The 21563-nt window shown below is 62.8% G+C and carries 25 protein-coding genes and 2 pseudogenes; 13 read left to right on the forward strand and 14 right to left on the reverse strand.

Annotation, left to right across the window (positions count from 1 at the left end; genetic code table 11):
- Positions 1 to 4: 4 nt before the first annotated feature.
- The 13 genes and pseudogenes from AC1DYU_RS25375 to AC1DYU_RS25435 form a co-directional block, all read right to left on the reverse strand.
- Positions 5 to 226 (reverse strand): hypothetical protein, encoded by a 222-nt coding sequence (locus AC1DYU_RS25375; protein ID WP_476794042.1) that lies wholly within the window; start codon positions 224 to 226, stop codon positions 5 to 7.
- Positions 227 to 239: 13 nt separating this feature from the next.
- Positions 240 to 425, reverse strand: coding sequence for a hypothetical protein (locus AC1DYU_RS25380; RefSeq protein ID WP_068078336.1), 186 nt, complete (start codon positions 423 to 425; stop codon positions 240 to 242).
- A 35-nt stretch (positions 426 to 460) separates the two neighbouring features.
- The gene (locus AC1DYU_RS25385) at positions 461 to 1462 is read right to left on the reverse strand and encodes a hypothetical protein (protein ID WP_476794043.1); all 1002 of its coding nucleotides are present in this window, start codon (positions 1460 to 1462) and stop codon (positions 461 to 463) included.
- A gap of 92 nt (positions 1463 to 1554) precedes the next feature.
- Positions 1555 to 1869 (reverse strand): hypothetical protein, encoded by a 315-nt coding sequence (locus tag AC1DYU_RS25390; RefSeq protein WP_476794044.1) that lies wholly within the window; start codon positions 1867 to 1869, stop codon positions 1555 to 1557.
- Complete coding sequence (locus AC1DYU_RS25395) at positions 1866 to 2366, reverse strand: hydrogenase maturation protease (protein ID WP_476794045.1); 501 nt, start codon at positions 2364 to 2366, stop codon at positions 1866 to 1868. Before AC1DYU_RS25395 ends, AC1DYU_RS25390 begins: the two co-directional genes overlap by 4 nt.
- Positions 2339 to 2653 (reverse strand): hypothetical protein, encoded by a 315-nt coding sequence (locus AC1DYU_RS25400; RefSeq protein WP_476794046.1) that lies wholly within the window; start codon positions 2651 to 2653, stop codon positions 2339 to 2341. Before AC1DYU_RS25400 ends, AC1DYU_RS25395 begins: the two co-directional genes overlap by 28 nt.
- 10 nt (positions 2654 to 2663) lie before the next feature.
- Positions 2664 to 3050: a hypothetical protein gene (locus tag AC1DYU_RS25405; RefSeq protein WP_476794047.1), complete on the reverse strand. Its 387-nt coding sequence runs from the start codon at positions 3048 to 3050 to the stop codon at positions 2664 to 2666.
- 76 nt (positions 3051 to 3126) lie between these two features.
- On the reverse strand, positions 3127 to 4665 hold the full coding sequence (locus AC1DYU_RS25410) for a nickel-dependent hydrogenase large subunit (protein ID WP_476794048.1): 1539 nt from the start codon (positions 4663 to 4665) through the stop codon (positions 3127 to 3129).
- A 93-nt stretch (positions 4666 to 4758) separates the two neighbouring features.
- Positions 4759 to 5721: an NADH-quinone oxidoreductase subunit B family protein gene (locus tag AC1DYU_RS25415; RefSeq protein WP_476794049.1), complete on the reverse strand. Its 963-nt coding sequence runs from the start codon at positions 5719 to 5721 to the stop codon at positions 4759 to 4761.
- Between the two features lie 435 nt (positions 5722 to 6156).
- Entirely contained in the window at positions 6157 to 7608 is a 1452-nt protein-coding gene (locus AC1DYU_RS25420; RefSeq protein WP_476794050.1) for a sigma-54 dependent transcriptional regulator, read from the reverse strand.
- A 55-nt stretch (positions 7609 to 7663) separates the two neighbouring features.
- A pseudogene (locus AC1DYU_RS25425) lies at positions 7664 to 7855 on the reverse strand (integrase core domain-containing protein); the annotation flags it as partial.
- 6 nt (positions 7856 to 7861) lie between these two features.
- The gene (locus AC1DYU_RS25430; RefSeq protein WP_476794066.1) at positions 7862 to 8023 is read right to left on the reverse strand and encodes a 2Fe-2S iron-sulfur cluster-binding protein; all 162 of its coding nucleotides are present in this window, start codon (positions 8021 to 8023) and stop codon (positions 7862 to 7864) included.
- Positions 8024 to 8044: 21 nt separating this feature from the next.
- Positions 8045 to 8233, reverse strand: coding sequence for a hypothetical protein (locus AC1DYU_RS25435; protein ID WP_476794051.1), 189 nt, complete (start codon positions 8231 to 8233; stop codon positions 8045 to 8047).
- Positions 8234 to 8487: 254 nt separating this feature from the next.
- On the opposite strand from AC1DYU_RS25435, the pseudogene AC1DYU_RS25440 reads away from it, so the two are divergent.
- Positions 8488 to 8775, forward strand: a pseudogene (locus tag AC1DYU_RS25440) (transposase); the annotation flags it as partial.
- 6 nt (positions 8776 to 8781) lie between these two features.
- Here the strand turns inward: AC1DYU_RS25440 and AC1DYU_RS25445 are convergent.
- Positions 8782 to 9738 (reverse strand): LysR substrate-binding domain-containing protein, encoded by a 957-nt coding sequence (locus AC1DYU_RS25445; RefSeq protein ID WP_476794052.1) that lies wholly within the window; start codon positions 9736 to 9738, stop codon positions 8782 to 8784.
- Between the two features lie 110 nt (positions 9739 to 9848).
- On the opposite strand from AC1DYU_RS25445, the gene AC1DYU_RS25450 reads away from it, so the two are divergent.
- The 12 genes from AC1DYU_RS25450 to AC1DYU_RS25505 form a co-directional block, all read left to right on the forward strand.
- Positions 9849 to 10892, forward strand: a complete 1044-nt coding sequence (locus AC1DYU_RS25450; protein ID WP_476794053.1) for a class 1 fructose-bisphosphatase — start codon at positions 9849 to 9851, stop codon at positions 10890 to 10892.
- Between the two features lie 14 nt (positions 10893 to 10906).
- Entirely contained in the window at positions 10907 to 11779 is an 873-nt protein-coding gene (locus AC1DYU_RS25455; protein WP_476794054.1) for a phosphoribulokinase, read from the forward strand.
- Complete coding sequence (gene tkt / locus AC1DYU_RS25460) at positions 11776 to 13809, forward strand: transketolase (RefSeq protein WP_476794055.1); 2034 nt, start codon at positions 11776 to 11778, stop codon at positions 13807 to 13809. Before AC1DYU_RS25455 ends, tkt begins: the two co-directional genes overlap by 4 nt.
- Positions 13809 to 15020 (forward strand): phosphoglycerate kinase, encoded by a 1212-nt coding sequence (locus AC1DYU_RS25465; protein WP_476794056.1) that lies wholly within the window; start codon positions 13809 to 13811, stop codon positions 15018 to 15020. Before tkt ends, AC1DYU_RS25465 begins: the two co-directional genes overlap by 1 nt.
- Before the next feature lie 2 nt (positions 15021 to 15022).
- Entirely contained in the window at positions 15023 to 16105 is a 1083-nt protein-coding gene (gene fba / locus AC1DYU_RS25470; RefSeq protein ID WP_476794057.1) for a class II fructose-bisphosphate aldolase, read from the forward strand.
- Positions 16106 to 16145: 40 nt separating this feature from the next.
- On the forward strand, positions 16146 to 17606 hold the full coding sequence (locus tag AC1DYU_RS25475) for a form I ribulose bisphosphate carboxylase large subunit (protein WP_476794058.1): 1461 nt from the start codon (positions 16146 to 16148) through the stop codon (positions 17604 to 17606).
- 11 nt (positions 17607 to 17617) lie between these two features.
- Positions 17618 to 18040, forward strand: coding sequence for a ribulose bisphosphate carboxylase small subunit (locus AC1DYU_RS25480; RefSeq protein WP_476794059.1), 423 nt, complete (start codon positions 17618 to 17620; stop codon positions 18038 to 18040).
- Between the two features lie 236 nt (positions 18041 to 18276).
- On the forward strand, positions 18277 to 19209 hold the full coding sequence (gene cbbX / locus AC1DYU_RS25485; RefSeq protein WP_476794060.1) for a CbbX protein: 933 nt from the start codon (positions 18277 to 18279) through the stop codon (positions 19207 to 19209).
- Between the two features lie 16 nt (positions 19210 to 19225).
- Positions 19226 to 19906 (forward strand): ribulose-phosphate 3-epimerase, encoded by a 681-nt coding sequence (gene rpe, locus AC1DYU_RS25490; protein ID WP_476794061.1) that lies wholly within the window; start codon positions 19226 to 19228, stop codon positions 19904 to 19906.
- Positions 19903 to 20337, forward strand: coding sequence for an HAD hydrolase-like protein (locus AC1DYU_RS25495; protein ID WP_476794062.1), 435 nt, complete (start codon positions 19903 to 19905; stop codon positions 20335 to 20337). The genes rpe and AC1DYU_RS25495 overlap by 4 nt, the downstream gene beginning before the upstream one ends.
- A gap of 16 nt (positions 20338 to 20353) precedes the next feature.
- Positions 20354 to 20584 (forward strand): HAD family hydrolase, encoded by a 231-nt coding sequence (locus tag AC1DYU_RS25500; protein ID WP_476794063.1) that lies wholly within the window; start codon positions 20354 to 20356, stop codon positions 20582 to 20584.
- Positions 20585 to 21054: 470 nt separating this feature from the next.
- The coding region (locus AC1DYU_RS25505) for a Ros/MucR family transcriptional regulator (RefSeq protein WP_476794064.1) at positions 21055 to 21563 on the forward strand (509 nt) is incomplete at its 3' end.

A 21563-nucleotide genomic window follows, 5' to 3' on the forward strand; every position in this document is an offset into this window, starting at 1 on the left:
CAGATCACGCGTACTTCACGTTCTTGAGGAGGAAAGGCTGGATCAGTCCGGTCACGCCTCCCGCAGCAAGTGCCGCCGCCCAGATGGGGGCGATTTGACCGACCCCGACGCCGACAACGGTTCCCGCAAGGGAACCGAGAGTAAGCTGGAGGATCACCTGTCCATTGTTCTTGAACAATTTTCCGGCGAAGAAGAGTTTCGCAGAATTCATAGCCATGGCGAACATGTGCGGTCCTCCCTCAGGTCAGCGACAAAACGACGACGGTCGCGACGACGGCCGCCCCACCGGCGATTGCGCCGTAAAGGCCGCCCATATAGGCGGCGAGTTCGGTTCCAAGTGCTGACTTTCCGACCGCGACACCGCCCACGGCTCCAGTAAGCAGCGCAGCGAGGCATCCTGTGGCCAATGCAGCAAATATGATCAAGCGATGGTCTCCTTCTTCGAGTTTGTTCGGTGTGGTCAGTGCATGGCGTTGGGCGCGAACGCGCCGTGGGGAGCGAGGTGCGACGAAAGTTCGGTAATCGCCTCGGCGACCGCCTGCACCTTGTCCTCGACCCCGCGGGCGGCGAATATGCCCTTGGCCTCGCGCAGCAGGGCCACCGCCGCCGCGACGTTGCGCGGGTTTCCCGTCTCGGGGTTCGCCGGATCGTCGGGCAGGTTCGCCATGCAGTTCGCCTTGTTGGCGATGGTGTTCGCATAGGCCTCGGGCATGTCGCGAAGTGTGCGAACCTTCAGCGCCTCGTCATAGGCCTCGAGCGCGCGAAAGCCGTTCTCGACCCGGTGCGCCGAAGACACATATTGCAGCGCATTGCCAAGGTTGTTCTGGAGCATCGCATACTCGACCGGCTGGTCGATCAACGTTACGACACGCAGCGCTTCCTCGAATGCCTGAACAGCCAACGCCTCGCGCATTTTGCCCGACTCGTCGGTAAACGGCATCGACAGGAAGGCCGTGGCCAGGTTATTCTGCAGGATAGCGAATTCCTTGGGAAAAGCAGTCCGGTCAAAGGTGCGCAGGGCGCGCTGATAGGCGCTAATCGCAGGCTGGATCGGGGCGAGTCCCATCCCCGCCATAGTCTGGCAGATCAGCCCGAGGTTCATTTCGGCCTCGGCGATTTCGGCATCCGATCCTTCTGCCGTCAGAGTTGCAATGGCGGTCGTCATCTCCAACCGCGCCGCCTTGATCGCCTCTGCGTCGCTGGCAGGCACTGCCATCAGTGCGGTCGAAAGCCGCGCACGAATGCGCGCGGCACCCAATGTTTCGTTTGGCGGCACCAGAGCGATCGCCCGGCGATAAAGATCGACGGCCGCGTGCAGGTCCTCAGGGTCGCGCGGGGCCTGTTGCAGGCCCATCGCAATTTCCATCAGCATCTGTGCCTTGTCGGATTCAGATGCGTCTGCGTCCTCGACCGCCGCAAGCGCCGCGTCGACCTGTTGCTTTGTGCGGCTTGATGCGCCCACCGAGTCCTCCCTGCGCGACTCTAGCGGTCGCGTTATCCCAGATACCCTAGAGCATTAACGCTCAACCGTCTACTTTCTTTCTTGTTTGCAAACTAACTTTGCTGAATTGTCGGGATTGGAGCGCAAAGGGCGCACATCTCGGAATTCCAGTGCACCGGCAAATCGGACACCGCCATGTCGAGCAGCCCTTGGGCCTGAAATACGTCGCGCGCCTGCGCGACGCGGTCGCCGGCGGCGTTGCGCAGTTTAAGCAAGCAGCCTCCGGCCGTCGCATGATGAACTGGCAGAACCATCAGCGTCTGGTCCCGGATCAGCACCACAACCGCCGCGACACCCTGAAGATAGGTCTCGACAACCGGCGCCGGCAGATAGACAGATCCGTCACGGACGGCGATAACGATGCTCATGTCGAAGTCCAGTATTGCAGCAGGGTAGTCACCTTGTTTGCAACAAGCTCGACTGCAGTGGAGACTGCAGGGCTGAGAGACAATCCAAGCGCCAGTGTCTCTGCCTCGATCAGAAAGACTGTCACGTGCGCGGGAAACGCGTTGCCATAGATGCGCTGCCCGGCATAGATCGCGTTGTCCCAGCGAAATTCGTGCAGGCCTGCTCCGCGCGCCGGTGGTGCTGCAAGAACCTCGCCCGGTACTTCGTAGACCGAACCTGGTGTTCCCATGGGAACACGAGCGTCTATAATCAGCAGATGGGTGGCGCCGCGCGCTTTGTATAATACGGCCATACCGTCGGTACCAACGTCAAAAAGGCGAACCGCCGTTGGCAACTGGCGGTTGCGAAGCATGTCGATCACTGCAGGTCCCGCCCCGTCGTCGCTGCGGTTCGAATTTCCGCAGCCAAGAACGACGATTTGCTGCCCGGTCAAATCCGCCACAACCTGCAGGACCATGCAGGCTCGACCGGAAGCATCATTTCGGGAAGATCGCAGAACCTAGCGTGGACCTTGTAATACATGCAGGTCTCGCAGGGTTGCGGCATGCCCTCAGCTTCAATCGTGTGGTCGGTAAAGCCTGCGATGATCAGCTTCTTATCGAGGTCGTCGCCGGCTTCAAGCTGAAGCCGGTTGACGATGGCGTTGACCTCTTCGCTTGTTTCGGCCCGTGGCCAGACTTCGGTCTGCAGCCCCGCCGAGAGGCGGTCGGCGATTGAGCGACGTAAGGCATCCATGTCCATCATGCCTGGACTTTCATATGCGCCAGAGCCTGCACCACCAGTCCGGCTTGGCAGGCAAGTTGAGTTCAGGCAGATCGCACCAGCGTCGGTGCACTAGATAGTACATGCACTCCTGGCAGCGCATCCGGTCCGGTCCGTAAGGCTCCAGAAGCCAGCCCGAGATCACCAGTTTCTGGCGCAGCTCGTCAGCGCTCAGCGGCCGCAGAATGTCCAGTAGTTTGCCGAACTCGCGGTTCGTTTCAGGGAACGGTTTGACCTCTGTAACAAGCCCGTCCGCAAACATATCCTCGATCATGCGCAGCAACATGTCATGATCCGCATCAGCCGGAGAAAGGCCGTAGCGGTCTGTGAAGTATTTCCTATCTCGCGCCGTGGCCAGCGCATCCTTGTTCTCGCTCATGACGGCCTCCCCCACCGGTGTGCGTTTCTCCCGAAGCAATTCCGCCGTAAGGCGAGATTGCTTCGGGGGAGATGGGTCAGGCGGTCCGGAAGCGCGCCAGCTCCTCGCCGGTGTCGCCGTCATGCGCATGGACGGTGCAGACGAGGCAGCTGTCATAGGACCGGCAAACATGGCCGACCTCGACCGGATCATGCTTGTTCTTGATCGGGGTTCCGAGCAAGGCCTCTTCGATCGGGCCGCGCTGGCCGTCGGCGGAGCGCGGGCCAACGTTCCAGGTCGTCGGTGCGATGATCTGATAGTTCGCGATCTTGCCGTTCTTAACTTCGATCCAGTGGCACAGCGCGCCACGGATCGCTTCGGTGGCACCCCAGCCCTTGCCGTCCCGTTCAGTCGGCTTGATGTACCACTCGTCGTTCAGGCGGAACTCGCGCAGGATGCGCTCGGCCTCGCGATAGAGGATACACAGCTCGTGCATCCGCGCGAAGTGTCGCAGCATGATCGAGGCACCGCCCATCTTGCGGTACATGTCGAGCACGAGACCATCTAAATGCTGGAATGCCTGCCCGGTCGTGTTTCCAGCGATCAGACGCCGTGCCAGCGGACCGGCCTCCAGCGCGCCGCTCTCGGCGTGCCGCACGGCGGTACTCCAGGAGTATTTTCCATTCGTATCGACGATGTTTTTCGCGACCGGCTTGGTGGTACGGTCGAAAGGATGAACGCCGGTCTTGCCTTCGTCATACCAGGCATGGGTCGTATCTTCGCGGGTGAAGATGTGCTCCATCGGGCCGAAGCTGTCGGTGGCACCGTCATAGGTACCGGCCTTCATGATCACTGCGCCTGAACGGCTGTCTATCGTCGGCTTGTTGTATTTGTCTTCGTGCGGCAGGTAGCCCCAAGTCACGAACTTGCCGTGGCCCTTGCCATAGTGTTGCAGCCCGATCTCCTTCGACATGCGCCAGAACAGGCCCAAGTCCGAATTGGCATGCTTCGGGCTTTCGTCCAGCCAAGCTTCGAACTGCTCGAGGGTCTGAATCTCTTCGTAGCGCTCCATCGAACAGCCGAGCCAAAGCGGTTCGATCCAGTTCTGGCGGAAATGCTCGAGAATCGCCCACGCACGCGTCACGTCAGTCAGGGTCGGGGCACACATCACGCCGCCCGGCACCATGAAGGACGAATGCGGCCACTGACCGCCCAAGAGCGCGTAGATCTCAACCGGTCGGCCCGAGATCGTCACCCCAGCCTCATAGGAGGTGCCGGTGAAGGGCGAATAGCGCTTGACCGCTTCTTCGTAGAACGGGCTCGCCGCATAGTTGGCGTTGGTGTAGTCGATCATGAAGAGTCCGTAGTGGTGGCGCGGCAGCGATTGCAGCGACTCCACGATCTGGCCGAGGTTACGTGCAAGGATCGCGTTACGCGGCACGGTCGTGCCCCAGGCGGTGTCAAGCGCCCAGGCGGCGCAGGTCAGGTGCGAGGCACCGCAGATGCCGCAGGCACGCGGTGTCACCACGAGCCCGGCCTGCGGGTCCTTGTCCTTCAGGATCACCTCGAAGCCGCGGAACAGTTCCGCATGCGTCCAAGCATTGGTCACCACCCCGTCCTGGATATCAACGCGCACATCGAGATCGCCTTCGACGCGACCGACCGGAGAGATGTCGAGAGTCTCGACGCTGGATAGTGCTGTCATTTTTTTGTTCCTCCCTGAACGGATTTAAACGACGAAGATGTCTTCTTCCGCCCAAGCGGGGGCCATGCCCTTGGCGGCGGCGGTCAGCTTGATGTATCCGACCTTGTCAACGCCCGTAGGCATGTCCTTGGGCACACCCATGACCGTCTGGGTCTTGAAGACAGTGCCAGGGTTCAGATCGAAGAAGGGGAACTCAGGCTCCGTGCAGCCAAGGCAAGGCATGCCGGCCCGTGTCTTCGACGAGTGGCGGTTCCAGAGGATGCGATTGCAGGGGCTGTGCGTCATCGGGCCGCGACAACCCAGATCGTAGAACAGGCAGCCCTTGCGCTGCCCGAAGGCGGTGGTCGAGACCTTGTACGCGAAGTGCATGTTGCGGGTGCAACCGGTCTGCGTGAAGGACGAGAAGAACGTTTTCGGCCGGTGGAACTCGTCAAGGGTCAGATCGCCCGCTCGCCCCGTCGCGACCGCGACCAGAATCTGCGTGACCCAGTCAGGATGCGCCGGGCAACCCGGGATGTTGATGACCGGAAGGCCCGACTTCGCCTTGAAGTTGGTGCCGAGCGAGCCGCCTTTGGCACGCTTGAGGAATTGCAAGCCGACGCTTTCGGATGGGTTCGGCGCCATCGCTGGGATGCCGCCATAGGTGGCGCAGTCGCCGATCGCAACGACGAAATCCGCCGCTGCCGACAGTTCCTTGACCCACTCCTTCATCGGGCGGCCGCAGAAGCGGTTCCACTCGCCGGTGCCATTGGGCGCGTTCACGACGGTGCCCTCGAACACGAAGATGTCGAGCTTGATCTCGCCCGAGATGCATTTCTTCAGGATGGTCTTGACGTCTTCGCCAAGCTCCAGCCCAAGCGAGGGCTGCCACAAGATGTTGATGCCGAAATCGGTCACAAGGTCACACGCGCTCGGTTCCTCGGCATTGAGGAACGACATCGTGTTCCCCGAGCACGCACCACCTTGCAGCCAAAGTAGATTGGCCATTTTCTTCCTCCCTCTCGTTGAGCTGCCTTGGCCCCCCAGCCAAGGGTAGCGACCCGATCGACTCTTGTGAGGGTCGATCCTGAGACGGGCAGGATATCGGCCATAGCGCGCAACTCGAAATCAACTTGCGCCCCGAAAAGGTGGAATCTATGAAACAAACTGCATACTGCAAACTTAGTTTGCTATTTTGGCAGCCGGGTTCAGCGGCGGCCGCCGAAAGATGGGCAGCGCGATTCTCCCAAGTGACTGTACCAAACCCCGACGCAGTGGTTGCACTAGCGTCCGTTTGGGTTCATCGCGACGGGTCCAAGTGTCTCGAACAGTGGGGCCAAGCCTAAGTTTTTGAGTGGAGCCTGCGATTTCGGCCAACGCTTGCTCGGATCCGGAAAGGCAACGCAATTAGGCCGAGAGGGTCATCAGAACAGCTTTCCTCTGTCATGCCCGTCGCTTGCGCTGGATGTCGTAACGCTTGATCTTGTTGGCGAGTCCTACCCGCGACAGCCCCAGGTCGGCGGCAACCTTGCTCTGGTTCCATTGGTGGCGGTCCAGAGCGCGCTCTACCACTGACCGCTCCACTCGTTCGACGATGTCTTTGAGGCTACCTTCTGAAGTCAGTGCAGACAACTTGTCGCGATCATACACTGGAGTTTTGGAGATTTTGTCGGAGAGGTGCCGGAAGGCGATGTAGCCGCCCTGCTCGGCTACCGCGACCATGCGCTGAACTTCGGTCTCGAGCTCGCGGACGTTGCCGGGAAAGGCATAGGCCTCCAGCCGCTGCAAGGCGTCCGCCGTGATCCCAAGTACATTCCGGCCGACGACGCCCGCATATTTCTCGACGAAGAAGCGCGTCAGTACGGGGATGTCTTCGGGGCGTTCGGCCAGCGATGGAACGTTCAATTGGAAGCCTCGCAGACGGAAGTAAAGGTCGCGGCGGAAGCTGCCCTTCTCGACCAACCGTTCCAACCGTTTGTTCGATGCCGCGATGATGCGGACATCGCTGTGCAGCATGGTATCCGAACCTAGGGGCTTCACCTCACCCTCCTGCAGAAAGCGCAGTAGCGCGATCTGGAACTGGGGCGATATGTCGGACACCTCGTCGAGCAGGATGGTGCCGCCATCGGCCGCACGAAACAGCCCCAGTCGGTCGGAGATTGCGCCGGGAAAGGCCCCGCGGACATGCCCGAAAAGTTCTGAGTGCAGCACGTTCTCGGCGATGCCGCCGCAGTTCTGCACCAGCATCGCCGACTTGCGCCGCGGCGAGTTGAAATGGATCGCGCGGGCTAACAGCTCCTTGCCCGTGCCGGTCTCGCCCTGGATCAGCACCGGCATGTTGGTTTTAGCGGCCATCTGCGCCTCGGAGACCAGTTCGGCCATCTTCGGGCTGAGAAAGACCAGCCGCTCGAACTGCGAATAGCCACCCTGGACAGAGCTTTCCTTCACTCCGTGGAAGATGTCATCGTCGAGTGACAGCTTTAGCTCGCGACTTAGGATACGGTGACGCCGCGACAGTTCGACATGTTCAAGCGCCCGCTTCGCAACAAGGCTAAGCTGCATCGCCTCTACCGGCTTGAACAGAAACAGGTACGAAGCCGTCCGGTTCGCCAGTTCGTGGCCGGATCTGACCTTATCGGGGTCAAGAAGGAGGATGCGCGTACAGGAGGTATGCGCCAAACGTGACCGCAACAGCGCGCTTTCGTCCTGGGAAACTTCGTCGCAGCAGTCGTAAAGGAAGAGGTTCACGTTCACTTCTTCAAGCCTGCGGATCGCTGACCTGTCGTCCTCGCTGAAAATGAGACGGTATCCGTCGGCCTCGCTGAGCGCGCGCGAGACCCCTTCAAGAACGGCGGCGTCGGTAGACTTCACAAGAACCGTCTGAAATGTGGCCAAGCCAGTCCTCCGTCGCAAAACTGCAAAGCAACTTTACGTTCTGTGCGCGGACTTCTCAAGCCCGGCTGCAAACAACCCCCGAAAAAGCCCCCGATTGGTCGGACATGTCCTCCTTGGTTGAGCGGTCTGCGATGAGCACTAGCGGTGAACGGTATCCCAGCCCCTTATGCGGGTGAAGCCGGGTGTAGTGATCGAACCATGCTGGCAGCTGACGCATGACGACTTCGGCGTTGGGCATCGGATTGACCCTGGCTCAGCGTGTGATGTCCTCGCGAGTGGTGGCGCGCCCCCCCTCGATCGGCGCCACGCCGGAGCAGCTTTGTCCTGGCGTGCAATAGCTGCACTGGAGAGCGTCGCGCTCGACTAAGGCCGCCTGCAGCGGATGCAGCGCACTGTCCTGCGACAGCCCCTCGATCGTGGTGACCGCCTTGCCGTCCTACATCATCGCGAGCTGGAGACAACTGTTGATCCTCTTTCCGTAGATCAGGACGGTGCAGACGCCGTACTGGTCATGGTCGCAGCCTGTTAGCGCGATGTCGTGCCGGAGTAGATCGACCAGCGTCGTGGCGAGCGCGACCTTCACCGATGCCGAACATCTCGAAGCCGCCATCCACAAGAGCGTCATCGACATCAACCGCAACGCATGAAACCATTCGTGTGACAATCTGCGAATTGCTGCTTAGAGACCGTTAGAGAATGGGTTGAGGCGATTGCGGCGGCATGCGTCAGCTTCGGATGTGGATCCGAGCCAGCCGTGGCCGGGGGCTGCATTTGAGAAGCGCGCGAAGCGCTACCGACTGATCTGATGGATGTGAGTGGCACTTCAACCATCCGTTCCGGCCGTTGGTGCCGAAACGCGGACGCAAGCCGACGACCGACCGCGAGCGCTGGCCCTGGCTCAAGCATTTGTTCGCCGACGGTGCCTATGATCGCACCCGCCTCATGTATGCCGCCCATCGCGACTTCGTCATCGGGATCGTTCGTCGCACCTACAAGCAGCCCGGCTTCAAGGTGCTGCCAAGGCGATGGGTCGTCGAGCGCACCTTCGGCTGGATGACCCGGTGGAAGCGCCTCGTCCGAGACTACGAACAGCGCCTCGGCGTCTCCGAGGCCATGATCCACGTCGCACTCGGAAGCCTCATGCTGCGGCGCATCGTTCATCCGTGAGCATTCTCAAACAGACTCTTGGGGCAATTCCGGCAGGTGTCGGCGTCCTTGCTCGGACAGGAACGCATACATGCGCGCCGCAGCCGGCAACAGCGCGCGCTCGGGGCGGCGGATCACGAACCATTCACGCAGAAGAGGCAGCCCCTTGACCTTGACGATGGCGATGCGCCGGTCGGCAACTTCGGCGGCGATGACGTGGCTAGAGATGAATGCCATGCCCAGGCCGGCCATGACGGCTTGCTTGATCGTCTCGTTGCTGGCGATCTCCATGCCGATCCGTGGCGCCATTGCGTGCTCAGCGAAGTAGCGCCCCATCAGAATGCGGGTGCCCGAGCCCGGCTCGCGGACGAGAAAGGTTTCCGCCTCGAGCCCGGCGACCTCGACGCTGGTCCTGCCGGCAAGGCGATGTCCGGGCGCGCAAATGATGACATGCGGATGATCGCCCAACTTTTGGCTTTCAACGAGGAGATCATCCGGCGGCCGGCCCATGATTGCGAGGTCGAGCTGGTTGCTCCGCATCAGGCTGAGCATCTCGCCTCGGTTGCCGATAACCAGCCGGACCTCGATGTTGGGGTGCGCCTGCTGGAAGGCCGAAATGATGAAAGGCACGAAGTATTTCGCGGTGCTGACTGCACCGATCGAGACCTCGCCGCCTTGGCCAGCGCGCATGGCAGCGAGTTGACGCTCGGTCTCGAGGACGAGCGTCTCGATGTGCTGTGAGAGCGCGACCAAAAGAACTCCCGCTTGCGTCGGGACGAGGCGCCCGTTGGCGCGCTCGAACAGGGGCAGGCCCATCCGCTCCTGCAGGGTCTGGATCTGGAGCGAAACGGCCGGCTGCGTCACGCCGATGGATGTCGCGGCGGCGGTGTAGCTCCCGCTCCGGGCCACGATGGCCAGCGCCCGCAACTGGCGCAGCGTGGCATCGCGGAGATGGCGACTGTCATTAGACATTCTTTGGTCCATCAATAGAAGAATAAATTTCCCTTTTAATCTAGAAGCCCGAATGTGAAGTCAATGGACGGTTCGGCCTAGCGAGGCAGCGCCGCGTTCGAAGGCTCCTGGGGAGGAAGCTCGTGTTGGACCAACCGTCGCTGGCGCAATGTCTTGCGCCCTATCGAACTGGTGGCGAGCTGCAGACGCAGGTCGTCGACACGATCCTCGCTTTGGCACAGGCAGCGGTTTCGATCTCCGAACTGGTCTCGAAAGGCGGCCTGGCCGGCGATCTGGCGGGCGCAACCGGCGCGACTTCCGATGGCGACGCCCAGAAGGCGCTCGATCTAATCGCCAACGACCTGATCCTCGCGGCGCTGTCGCGCTGCCCGGTGGCACAGATCGCCTCGGAAGAGAGCGACGAGATTCAGCACCTGCCCGGCAACGGCCCTCTCGCGGTGGCGGTCGATCCCGTCGACGGCTCCGCCAACATCGCGACGAACGGGGCAATCGGGACGATCTTCTCGATAAGGGCGGCGGATGCGGGCGATGCGTCGGAACTCGGAGCTTTCGCCTCGACCGGTGAGGCCCAGCTTGCCGCAGGGTATGTGCTCTACGGAGCCCAGACGACGCTGGTTCTGACGACGGGGTCCGGCGTCGATGTCTTCGTGCTGGAACGGAAGGCGGCTGCCTTCCTGCGCACGAAGACAGGGATCCGCATACCGCGCGGCACGCGCGACTATGCAATCAACGCCTCGAACGCCCGGCACTGGGACCCGCCAGTGCGTCAGTTCGTCGAGGATTGTCTCGCAGGCTCATCAGGGCCGCTGGGCGTCGACTACAACACCCGCTGGTATGCCGCGATGATCGGCGAGGCGCACCGCATCCTGTTGTGCGGGGGCGTGTTTCTCTATCCCAGCGATGCCAGGCCTGGCTATCATGAGGGTCGCCTGCGGCTGGTCTACGAGGCGCAGGCCGTCGCATTCCTGATCGAACAGGCGGGTGGAGCCGCTAGCGACGGCTATCGGCCGATCCGGACGATTCTGCCGCAGCGCCTGCACCAGCGCGTGCCGCTGATTTTCGGCGCGCCCGAAGAGGTCTCACGCATCGACATGCTTCATGCCGCCCCGGCGGATGACCAGTCCGTCGCGCCGCTGTTCGGGCGGCGCGGCCTGTTCCGGTCCTGAGCGGAGATCGGTTGATGTCGATCAAGCATCCGATCATCTCGATCACCGGCTCTTCCGGGGCAGGCACCACCTCGGTGAAGCGCACCTTCGAGCAGATATTCCGGCGCGAAACCATTGCGGCAGCCTATATCGAGGGCGACGCCTTCCACCGCTACGACCGCCTGGAGATGCGAAAGCTGATGGCCGACGAGGCCGCCAGGGGCAACAAGCATGTCAGCCATTTCAGCCCCGCCACCAACCTGCTCGAAGAGCTGGAGGCGGTCTTCAAGTCCTATAGCGAGACCGGCGCGGGCCAGACCCGCCATTACATCCACGATGCTCAGGAGGCCGAGACCTACGGCGTGCCGCCCGGCAAGATGACAGATTGGGAGCCGCTGCCCGCCGACACCGACCTGCTCTTCTACGAGGGTCTGCACGGTGCGGTCTGCGACGAGACGCTGAACATCGCCCAGTACGCTGATCTCAAGATCGGAGTCGTGCCGGTGATCAACCTCGAATGGATCCAAAAGCTGCACCGGGACCGGTCGGCGCGGGGTTATTCGACCGAGGCCGTGACCGACACGATCCTGCGGCGCATGCCGGACTACATCCACCACATCTGCCCGCAATTCTCGCAGACCGACATCAACTTCCAGCGCATTCCGACGGTCGACACCTCGAACCCGTTCGTCGCGCGTTGGATCCCCACGCCCGACGAATCCATGGTCGTGATCCGGTTCAAGAGCCCGCGCGGGATCGACTTCTCCTACCTGCGCTCGATGATCGCCGGCAGCTTCATGTCGCGCGCCAATTCGATCGTCATTGATGGCGGGAAGCTCGACCTCGCTATGCAGCTGATCCTGACCCCGATGATCCTGCAACTCGTGGAACGGCGGAGGCGCGCATGAACAAGATGGCACCCATAGCTCTCGGGCACGAGGCGGCGATGCATCGCGACATGGCGAACGCGATCCGCTTCCTCGCCATCGACGCGGTCGAGAAGGCCAAGTCGGGGCATCCCGGCATGCCGATGGGAATGGCCGACGTCGCGACCGTGCTGTTTGCGCAGTTCCTGAAATTTGATCCTGCCGACCCCGCCTGGCCCGACCGTGACCGCTTCGTGCTGTCGGCCGGACATGGTTCAATGCTGCTCTATGCGCTCCTGCATCTGACCGGCTATCGAGGCATGGACATCGCGCAGCTCAAGGCCTTCCGGCAGTGGGGCTCGCTGACGCCCGGCCATCCGGAGCATGCCCATACACCCGGTGTCGAGACGACGACCGGACCTCTCGGACAGGGGCTTGCGACAGCGGTCGGCATGGCGCTGGCCGAGCGGCTGTCGAACGCCCGCTTCGGCGACGACCTCGTCGATCATCACACCTATGTCATCGCCGGCGATGGCTGCCTGATGGAAGGGCTGAGCCATGAGGCGATCTCGCTGGCGGGGCATCTGCGGCTGGGCCGGCTGATCGTCGTCTTCGACGACAATTCGATTTCGATTGACGGCGCGACGGCGCTGTCCTGTTCGGACGACCAGCTCGCACGCTTCGCCGCCAGCGGCTGGCACGCCGCTCGGATCGACGGACACAACCCGGAGATGGTGGCCGAGGCGATCGCGGCGGCCAAGGCCGATCCGCGTCCATCGCTGATCGCCTGCAGAACCATCATCGGTTTCGGCTCACCCAATCGTCAGGGAACGGAAAAGGTCCATGGCGCACCGCTGGGCGCCGACGAGGTCGCGGCGACGCGGGCCGCGCTGGCTTGGCCTCATGCGCCCTTCGAAGTGCCTGCGGAAGTCGGGGACGCCTGGATACGAGCCGGGCAAAAGAACGCCAAGGCGCGCAGGGACTGGCAGGCTCGCCTGACGGGTGCGCCGTCTGACGTTCGGGCTCGGTTCGCTGCTGCACTCGCGGGAGATATCGGGGACGTTGGCCGGTCAGCGTTGGCGACGATCCGCACGCGCTTTCTCGCCGATGCGCCAAAGATTGCGACGAGACAAGCTTCGCAGCAGGTGCTGGACGCGATCGCGCCTGCCATTCCCGACCTGCTCGGCGGCTCGGCCGACCTGACGCACTCCAATCTGACGCACGCCAAGAGCCAGAAGCCAGTGACGCCCGGCGATTTCGCCGGCTCTTACGTCCATTACGGCATCCGCGAGTTCGGCATGGCCGCCGCGATGAACGGCATCGCCCTCCATGGCGGCTTCATCCCCTATGGCGGAACGTTCCTCGTCTTCGCCGATTACTGTCGCCCCGCGATTCGCCTCTCGGCGCTGATGAAGCAGCGCGTTATCTATGTCATGACGCATGATTCGATCGGGCTAGGCGAGGACGGGCCTACGCATCAGCCGGTCGAGCATCTGGCTTCTCTGCGAGCCATTCCGGGCCTGCTCGTGTTCCGGCCGGCCGACGCGGTCGAGACAGCCGAGGCCTGGGCCTGCGCGCTGGCTCACGATGGCCCGTCGGTGCTGTGTCTGACTCGGCAGGCTCTGCCGATGCTCCCGAGACCATATGAAGCTGGCGAAACCGTTAGCGATGGCGCGTGGGTTGTCCGTGAACCAAACGGCAAGCGGGATATCACGTTGATTGCAACGGGTTCCGAGGTCGCGCTGGCATTGGCAGCTGCCGACGCGCTGCACGAAAAGATGGTCGAAGCTGCGGTGGTGTCCATTCCCTGCTTTGAACGCTTCTCGGCCCAACCAGCCTCCGTGCGACAGGCGATTCTGGGGCGCGCACCCCGTATCGGTATCGAGGCCGCGGTGAGCCTGGGCTGGGATCGCTGGCTCGGCAGCGAGGGCGCCTTCGTGGGCATGCACGGCTTTGGCGCCTCCGCGCCTGCTGACGTGCTGTTCGAAAAATTCGGGCTGACGGCAGCGACCATCGAGACTGCGGCGATGAAGACCTTAATCGTCTCGCGCAGTGGCAGGGAGCCGAGATGATGGCCCGCTTCCCCACCCTCGACGACGCCGAACTTTCGGGCAAGCGCGCGCTTGTCCGGGTCGATCTCAACGTCCCGATGGAAGACGGCAAGGTCACTGACGCGACCCGCATCGACCGCATCCTGCCGACGATCCGCGAGATGTCGGCCAAGGGCGCCAAGGTCGTTTTGCTCGCCCATTTCGGCCGGCCTAAAGGCCGTGACGACAAGAACAGCCTGAAGCAGGTCGTGCCAGCGCTGGCCCATGCGCTCGGCCAGCCCGTGACCTTCGTCGAGGATTGCATCGGCGAGGATGTTGCCAGGGCGGTATCGGCGGCTAAGAGCGGTGACGTTCTGCTGCTCGAGAACGCCCGCTTCCACGCCGGCGACGAAAAGAACGATCCGGACTTCGTCAAGGCGCTCGCCGCCAATGGCGACCTCTTCGTCAACGACGCCTTCTCGGCCGCGCACCGCGCCCATGCCTCGACCGAAGGCCTCGCCCGTGTGCTGCCAGCTTTCGCCGGCCGAACCATGCAGGCGGAACTGGAGGCGCTGTCGGCCGGGCTCGACAATCCAGCGAAGCCTGTGATGGCGATCGTCGGCGGCGCCAAGGTCTCGACCAAGCTCGATCTGCTCGGCAATCTCGTCCGGAAGGTCGATGTCCTCGTCATCGGCGGCGGCATGGCCAACACCTTCCTCGCCGCGCGTTGCATCGATGTCGGCAAGTCGCTCTGCGAGCACGATCTGGCCGGCACCGCCCGCGAGATCGAGGAGAAGGCCAAGGCCGCCGGCTGCGAGATCATGCTGCCGGTCGATGCGCTGGTCGCCCGCGAGTTCAAGGCCCATCCCGGCCATCGCGTCGTCCAGGTCGGCGAGGTCGCGGCCGACGAGATGATCCTCGACGCCGGCCCCCTCAGCGTCGCCGAGGTCGTGCTGAAGCTCGACACGGTCAGGACGCTGGTCTGGAACGGACCCTTCGGCGCCTTCGAACTGCCGCCCTTCGACACCGCCACCGTCGCCGTCGCCAAGGTCGTGGCCAAGCGCGTCAAGGCCGGCACGCTGGTCGCCGTCGCAGGTGGCGGCGACACCGTCTCTGCCATGAACCATGCCGGCGTCGCCGACGACCTGACTTACGTCTCGACGGCGGGCGGAGCCTTCCTTGAATGGATGGAAGGCAAGCCGCTGCCAGGGGTAGAGGCGCTGCATCGTCACCCCGAACTGGAGAGCGCCTGACCATGGCCCGCATCACGCTTCGCCAACTGCTCGATCACGCCGCCGAACAGGGCTATGGCGTGCCCGCCTTCAACATCAACAACATGGAGCAGGGGCTCGCCATCATGGCGGCGGCCGAAGCGGTCGACGCGCCCGTGATCATCCAGGCAAGCCGCGGCGCGCGGAGCTACGCGCACGACATCATGCTGGCAAAGATGATCGAGGCGCTGGAAGAAATCTATCCGCAGATCCCGCTCTGTCTGCATCAGGACCACGGCAATGACGAGTCGACCTGCGCCACCGCGATCCGGCACGGGTTCACCTCGGTGATGATGGATGGCTCGCTCAAGGCCGACGCCAAGACCCCTGCCGACTACGCCTACAATGTCGCGATCACCCGCCGCGTCGTCGACATGGCCCATTGGATCGGCGCGTCGGTCGAGGGGGAGCTTGGAGTACTGGGCTCCTTGGAAAGCGGACAAGGCGAGGCCGAGGACGGGCATGGCGCCGAAGGTCAGCTCAGCCACGACCAGTTGCTAACGGATCCCGACGAGGCCGTCCGCTTCGTCGCCGAGACCAAGGTCGATGCGCTTGCCATCGCCATGGGCACCTCGCACGGCGCCTACAAGTTCACCCGCAAACCCGATGGTGACATCCTCGCCATGCAGGTCGTCGAGGAGATCCATCGCAGGCTGCCAAACGTCCACCTCGTGATGCACGGCTCCTCCAGCGTGCCCCAGACGATGCAGGACATTTTCAACGCCCATGGCGGGGAGATGCCGCAGACCTGGGGCGTGCCGGTCGATGAGATCGTGCGCGGCATCCGGCACGGTGTGCGGAAGGTCAATATCGACACCGATTGCCGGCTCGCCATGACGGCGCAGTTCCGCCGCGTCGGCCAGCAGGCGCGAGCCGAGTTTGATCCGCGCAAGTTCCTGAAGCCCGCAATGGACGCAATGGCCGATCTCTGCCGCGAACGCTTCGAGCAGTTCGGCACGGCGGGACAAGCCGGCAAGATCAAGGTGCTGCCGATCGCCGCCATGGCGAAGCGCTACCGCGCCGGCGAGCTCGACCCGCGGATCGACCCTCTCGCGGTCGCCGCCTGAAAACCTCTTGTCCAACCAGCCACCACCGAGGAACTCCCAGATGAACCAGCAATCCCTGACGGTGACCGGCAAGGAGCGCTACCGCTCCGGCGTCATGGAATACCGCAAGATGGGTTATTGGGAACCCGACTACGTCCCCAAGGACACCGACATCATCGCGCTGTTCCGGATCACCCCGCAGGACGGCGTCGACGAGATCGAGGCGGCGGCCGCCGTGGCGGGAGAGAGCTCCACTGCGACCTGGACCGTGGTCTGGACCGACCGGCTGACGGCCGCCGAGAAATACCGGGCGAAAGCCTATCGCGTCGATCCGGTGCCCAACGCGCCGGGCTCCTTCTTCGCCTACATCGCCTATGATCTCGATTTGTTCGAGCCGGGCTCGATCGCCAACCTGACGGCCTCGATCATCGGCAACGTCTTCGGCTTCAAGCCGCTGAAGGCGCTGCGGCTAGAGGACATGCGGCTGCCCACCGCCTATGTGAAGACCTTCCAGGGGCCGGCGACTGGCATCGTCGTCGAGCGCGAGCGGCTGAACTGTTTCGGCCGGCCGCTATTGGGGGCAACCGTCAAGCCCAAGCTCGGGCTGTCTGGCCGCAACTACGGCCGCGTCGTCTACGAGGCGCTGAAGGGCGGGCTCGACTTTACCAAGGATGACGAGAACATCAACTCGCAGCCTTTCATGCATTGGCGCGACCGCTTCCTCTACTGCATGGAGGCGGTCAACAAGGCGCAGGCCGCGACCGGCGAGGTCAAGGGCACCTATCTCAACGTTACCGCCGGCACGATGGAAGACATGTACGAGCGGGCGGAGTTCGCGGCCGAGCTCGGTTCCTGCATCGTCATGATCGACCTCGTCATCGGCTACACCGCGATCCAGTCTATGGCGAAATGGGCGCGCCGGAACGACATCATCCTGCACCTGCACCGGGCCGGGCACTCGACCTATACGCGCCAGCGCATCCACGGCGTCTCGTTCCGCGTCATCGCGAAATGGATGCGGCTCGCCGGCATCGACCATATCCATGCCGGCACCGTCGTCGGCAAGCTCGAGGGCGATCCGGCGACGACGCGCGGCTATTATGACATCTGCCGCGAGGACCATAATCCGCAAAAGCTCGAACACGGCATTTTCTTCGACCAGCCCTGGGCGAGCCTGAACAAGATGATGCCGGTGGCGTCGGGCGGCATCCATGCTGGCCAGATGCACCAGCTGCTCGACCATCTCGGCGAGGACGTCGTGCTGCAGTTCGGCGGCGGCACGATCGGCCATCCGATGGGCATCCAGGCCGGCGCCACCGCCAACCGCGTCGCGCTGGAGGCCATGATTATGGCCCGCAACGAGGGCCGCGACTACCTGCACGAGGGCCCGGAGATCTTGGCGAAGGCGGCGCAGAGTTGCACCCCGCTGAAGGCCGCGCTGGAGACCTGGGGCAACGTCGCCTTCAACTACGAATCCACGGACGCGCCCGATTTCGCGCCCGTCGCCAGCGTCTCGATGTGAGGAGGACGACCATGCGCGTGACCCAAGGCTGCTTCTCCTATTTGCCCGACCTGACCGACGACCAGATCAAGGCGCAGGTTCAGTACTGCCTCGACAAGGGCTGGGCGGTGAACATCGAGTTCACCGATGACCCGCATCCCCGCAACACCTATTGGGAGATGTGGGGCTTGCCGATGTACGACCTCACGGACCCGGCCGGCGTGATGATGGAACTCAGCGAGTGCCGTCGGGTCTATGGCGAGCGCTATATCCGGATGTCTGGCTTCGACGCCGGCCATGGCTGGGAGTCGGTGCGAATCTCCTTCATGGTTAACCGGCCCAAGGTCGAGCCCGGCTTCCGGCTGGAGCGGCAGGAGGCAAAAGGCCGCCAGCAGCGCTATGTGACGCATGCCTACGCGACCGACCGGCCGGAAGGGGAGCGTTATGGGTCTTGAGGCGCAGGCTCGGTCTCTCATGAGTTCGCGCACTCTCTCTCCCCTCGTGGGGGAGAGTTGGAGAGGGGGGGCGAACGACCGGGTGAGCTTCATATCGATCAAGCACAACCGCCAGCACCCTCTTACAAACCGCTCGCCCGGTCGCTCGCCCCGCACCCCTATCCCCTCCCCAAAAGGGGGAGGGGAAGAGCTTGGCCGCCCAGCGCTGACGCAGACCCTGTCATCGGGCGCAGCCCGTGTCTGAGGATTCGGACGAGAACCCAGGTGGCGGCCCGCCCGCCAGCATCTCCCTTCGCGAGGAATTCGACGGTGCCGGCATCGCTGAGGTGCTGGCGCAGCTCGACCGGGAGCTGATCGGCCTGAAGCCGGTCAAAACCCGCATCCGCGAGATCGCCTCGCTGTTGCTGATCGAAAAGGTGCGTCAAAAGATGGGCATCAGCGCCGGCCAGCCGACGCTGCACATGTCCTTCACCGGCAATCCGGGGACCGGCAAGACCACGGTCGCCATGCGCATGGCTGACATCTTACACCGGCTCGGCTTCGTCCGGCGCGGCCATGTCATTTCGGTGACGCGCGACGATCTCGTCGGGCAATATATCGGCCACACCGCGCCCAAGACCAAGGAGATCCTGAAGAAGGCGATGGGTGGCGTGCTGTTCATCGACGAGGCCTATTACCTCTATCGGCCCGAGAACGAGCGCGACTACGGCCAGGAGTCGATCGAGATCTTGCTGCAGGTGATGGAGAACCAGCGCGACGACCTCGTCGTCATCCTCGCCGGCTATGCCGAGCGCATGGAGACGTTCTTCCGCTCGAACCCGGGCTTCCGCTCGCGCATCGCCCACCACATCGATTTTCCCGATTACGGCAACGAGGAGCTGTTCAGCATCGCCGAGCTGATGCTGGCCGGCCAGAACTATCGCTTCAGCAGCGCGGCGCAGGACGCCTTCCGCAGATACATCGCTGCGCGGAAATCCCAGCCGCTTTTTTCCAACGCGCGCTCGATCCGCAACGCGCTCGACCGCGCCCGCCTGCGCCAGGCCAACCGGCTCGTAGCCGATCTCGACGCGCCGCTGAACGCCGAGACGATCATGACGCTGGAGCCCGAAGACATCCTCGCCAGCCGCATCTTCGCGCAGGCTGCCGACAGCCGCGTTTCGGCGGCCTAGTAGTGGAATTCCGACAATGCCAAACCCGCTGTTGATCGCGCCGTCGATCCTATCGGCCGATTTTGCCCGTCTTGGCGAGGAGGTTCGTGCGCTGGACGCCGCCGGCGCCGACTGGATTCATTGCGACGTGATGGACGGGCATTTCGTGCCCAACATCACCTTTGGGCCGGATGTGGTGAAGGCCATACGCCCGCACACCGACAAGGTCCTCGACGTCCATCTGATGATCTCGCCGGCGGATAACTACCTGGAGGCTTTCGCCATGTCAGGAGCGGACGTGATCACGGTTCATGCCGAGAGCGGGCCTCATCTCCATCGCTCGCTGCAGACCGTGCGAGGTCTCGGCAAGCAGGTCGGCGTCACGCTCAACCCCGGGACGCCGCTCGCGGTGATAGAGCCGGTGATCGGGCTGGTCGATCTCGTCTTGGTCATGAGCGTCAATCCGGGCTTCGGCGGCCAGGCCTTCATTCCCGACGCTGTCGATCGCGTCGCAGCCGTGCGGCGCATGGCGCGCGACCGGGGCTTGACTCTGCGCATCGAAGTGGATGGCGGCGTCGGACCGGCGAACTGCGGCGCGTTATACGCGGCAGGCGCGGACACTCTTGTCGCCGGGTCGGCCGTATTGAAGGACGGACCCGCTCACTATCGCGCGAGGATGGAGGCGATCCGTGCCGCCGCCGTGAACGGGACGTCATGAAGTATCGCCACAAGCCGCGATCAAAGCTGGGCGCGGTCATCTTCGATCTCGACGGCACGCTTGTCGACAGCGCTGCGGACATCGCGAGTTCCCTCAACCATGCGCTGAGCTGCGGGGGCCTCGCGACTGTTCCATTGGCCAATGTCCGCACCGTGATCGGCGATGGCGTCGCGGCCCTTGTGAGGAAGACGATCGACCATCAGGGCGCCACTGTCGATCCGGATCGATGCAATAGGGTGACGGAGCGTTTCATGACATTCGCTCATTCCGTGCCAGTCAACGCCTCCACGCTGTATCCTGGCGCGAAAACCTGCTGCGAAGGCTGCGGCGCGACGGAGTCAGGTTGGGCGTCTGCACCAACAAGCCGCATGATCTCGCCGGACGCGTCTTGCAGATGCTTAGGGCGGCTGAGATTATCGATGGTTGGATAGGCGGGGGGCGTTTGCGATGAAGCCCGATCCATCGTCGCTACTGGCCATGATCGAGGAGCTCGGGGCCACTCCGGACGCGACCGTTTATGTCGGCGACATGCGTGTCGATTATCTCACGGCGTTGAACGCGGACACTGCCTTCATCGGGGTCAATTACGGTGCTTGGCGCTATGATCTGCCCGATATGGACAAGCCGTGTGTGGTCATGAACATGGAGGAGCTGCGCAAGGGGCTGGTTGCAAAATGAGCGACTGCAGCATCATGCGTTGGCCGAAGGCGATGATTTTTGATGTCGATGGGACACTGGCCGAGGCCGAAGAACTCCCATCGGCTAAGCCTCAACGATTCATTCGAGGTACCGAATCTCGGTTGGAATTGGTTGTCACTTGGCAGTTAATTACGAGAATGCGGCCGTTCTCGTCACAGCGTGCACTTGAACACGCGAATCGCGCAGCTCGGATTCCCAAATTGTCTGCAATCACATCGTGTCGCAGCTGTTTTAATAATTGAATACTACGGGGACATTTTACGATTTCCGGGCCGAAAAGGTGTTCCGGCTCTTCGGCGAGATGGGGCTGGTGATGTACCTGACGCATCGTCCTTATCTTTGCGAGATTGTGCGGCGGGTGTGCCCAGGTGCTAGGATTCATGAACTGACTGCACGCCTGCAACGACAGTAAGATTGCTTGCACGCGCATGGATCTGGACGCTAATCACATGCACTCGCAGAGCCCGTCTCTGCTTCGGCGCCGTCTGTTAGCGCCTGCCATTCTCCTAGACGCAGGAATCCGAACGTCCGAGAATCAAGAAGAGCTACTGGAACTGACAGCTTCTATCGTCGCGACCTATGTAAGCCACAATAATGTTCCCGCCATTGACGTGGTCGGCCTCATCGCCAGCACTCATTCCGCGCTGGCGAAGCTCGGCAGCGCGCCAGCCGCCGCGCCGGCTGAGCCGCTCGTGCCCGCTGTCTCGATCAGGAAATCGATCACCCCGGACTTCCTGATTTGCCTGGAAGACGGCCAGAAATTCAAATCGCTGAAGCGTCATATCGGGAATAAATATGGGCTGACGCCGCAGGAGTACCGCGTAAAATGGGGCTTGCCAGCCGACTACCCGATGGTCGCTCCCAGCTATGCCGAGGCGCGGTCAGTATTGGCAAAATCGATTGGGCTTGGGCGCAAGCCAGCGGCGGCCCCAGTCCCGGCCCCCGAGCCGGTTAAGCC

The organism is Allobosea sp. P2_B12, from assembly GCF_056404835.1.

Excerpts from the sequence above, each read along its gene's own strand:
- AC1DYU_RS25415 (WP_476794049.1), bottom strand. The coding sequence starts at position 5,721 with ATGGCCAATCTACTTTGGCTGCAAGGTGGTGCGTGCTCGGGGAACACG.
- AC1DYU_RS25480 (WP_476794059.1), top strand. The coding sequence starts at position 17,618 with ATGCGCGTGACCCAAGGCTGCTTCTCCTATTTGCCCGACCTGACCGAC.
- rpe (WP_476794061.1), top strand. The coding sequence starts at position 19,226 with ATGCCAAACCCGCTGTTGATCGCGCCGTCGATCCTATCGGCCGATTTT.
- tkt (WP_476794055.1), top strand. The coding sequence starts at position 11,776 with ATGAACAAGATGGCACCCATAGCTCTCGGGCACGAGGCGGCGATGCAT.
- AC1DYU_RS25465 (WP_476794056.1), top strand. The coding sequence starts at position 13,809 with ATGGCCCGCTTCCCCACCCTCGACGACGCCGAACTTTCGGGCAAGCGC.
- AC1DYU_RS25445 (WP_476794052.1), bottom strand. The coding sequence starts at position 9,738 with ATGGACCAAAGAATGTCTAATGACAGTCGCCATCTCCGCGATGCCACG.
- fba (WP_476794057.1), top strand. The coding sequence starts at position 15,023 with ATGGCCCGCATCACGCTTCGCCAACTGCTCGATCACGCCGCCGAACAG.
- AC1DYU_RS25375 (WP_476794042.1), bottom strand. The coding sequence starts at position 226 with ATGTTCGCCATGGCTATGAATTCTGCGAAACTCTTCTTCGCCGGAAAA.
- AC1DYU_RS25405 (WP_476794047.1), bottom strand. The coding sequence starts at position 3,050 with ATGAGCGAGAACAAGGATGCGCTGGCCACGGCGCGAGATAGGAAATAC.
- AC1DYU_RS25455 (WP_476794054.1), top strand. The coding sequence starts at position 10,907 with ATGTCGATCAAGCATCCGATCATCTCGATCACCGGCTCTTCCGGGGCA.
- AC1DYU_RS25395 (WP_476794045.1), bottom strand. The coding sequence starts at position 2,366 with ATGGTCCTGCAGGTTGTGGCGGATTTGACCGGGCAGCAAATCGTCGTT.
- AC1DYU_RS25400 (WP_476794046.1), bottom strand. The coding sequence starts at position 2,653 with ATGATGGACATGGATGCCTTACGTCGCTCAATCGCCGACCGCCTCTCG.
- AC1DYU_RS25500 (WP_476794063.1), top strand. The coding sequence starts at position 20,354 with ATGAAGCCCGATCCATCGTCGCTACTGGCCATGATCGAGGAGCTCGGG.
- AC1DYU_RS25435 (WP_476794051.1), bottom strand. The coding sequence starts at position 8,233 with ATGACGCTCTTGTGGATGGCGGCTTCGAGATGTTCGGCATCGGTGAAG.
- AC1DYU_RS25475 (WP_476794058.1), top strand. The coding sequence starts at position 16,146 with ATGAACCAGCAATCCCTGACGGTGACCGGCAAGGAGCGCTACCGCTCC.
- AC1DYU_RS25495 (WP_476794062.1), top strand. The coding sequence starts at position 19,903 with ATGAAGTATCGCCACAAGCCGCGATCAAAGCTGGGCGCGGTCATCTTC.
- AC1DYU_RS25390 (WP_476794044.1), bottom strand. The coding sequence starts at position 1,869 with ATGAGCATCGTTATCGCCGTCCGTGACGGATCTGTCTATCTGCCGGCG.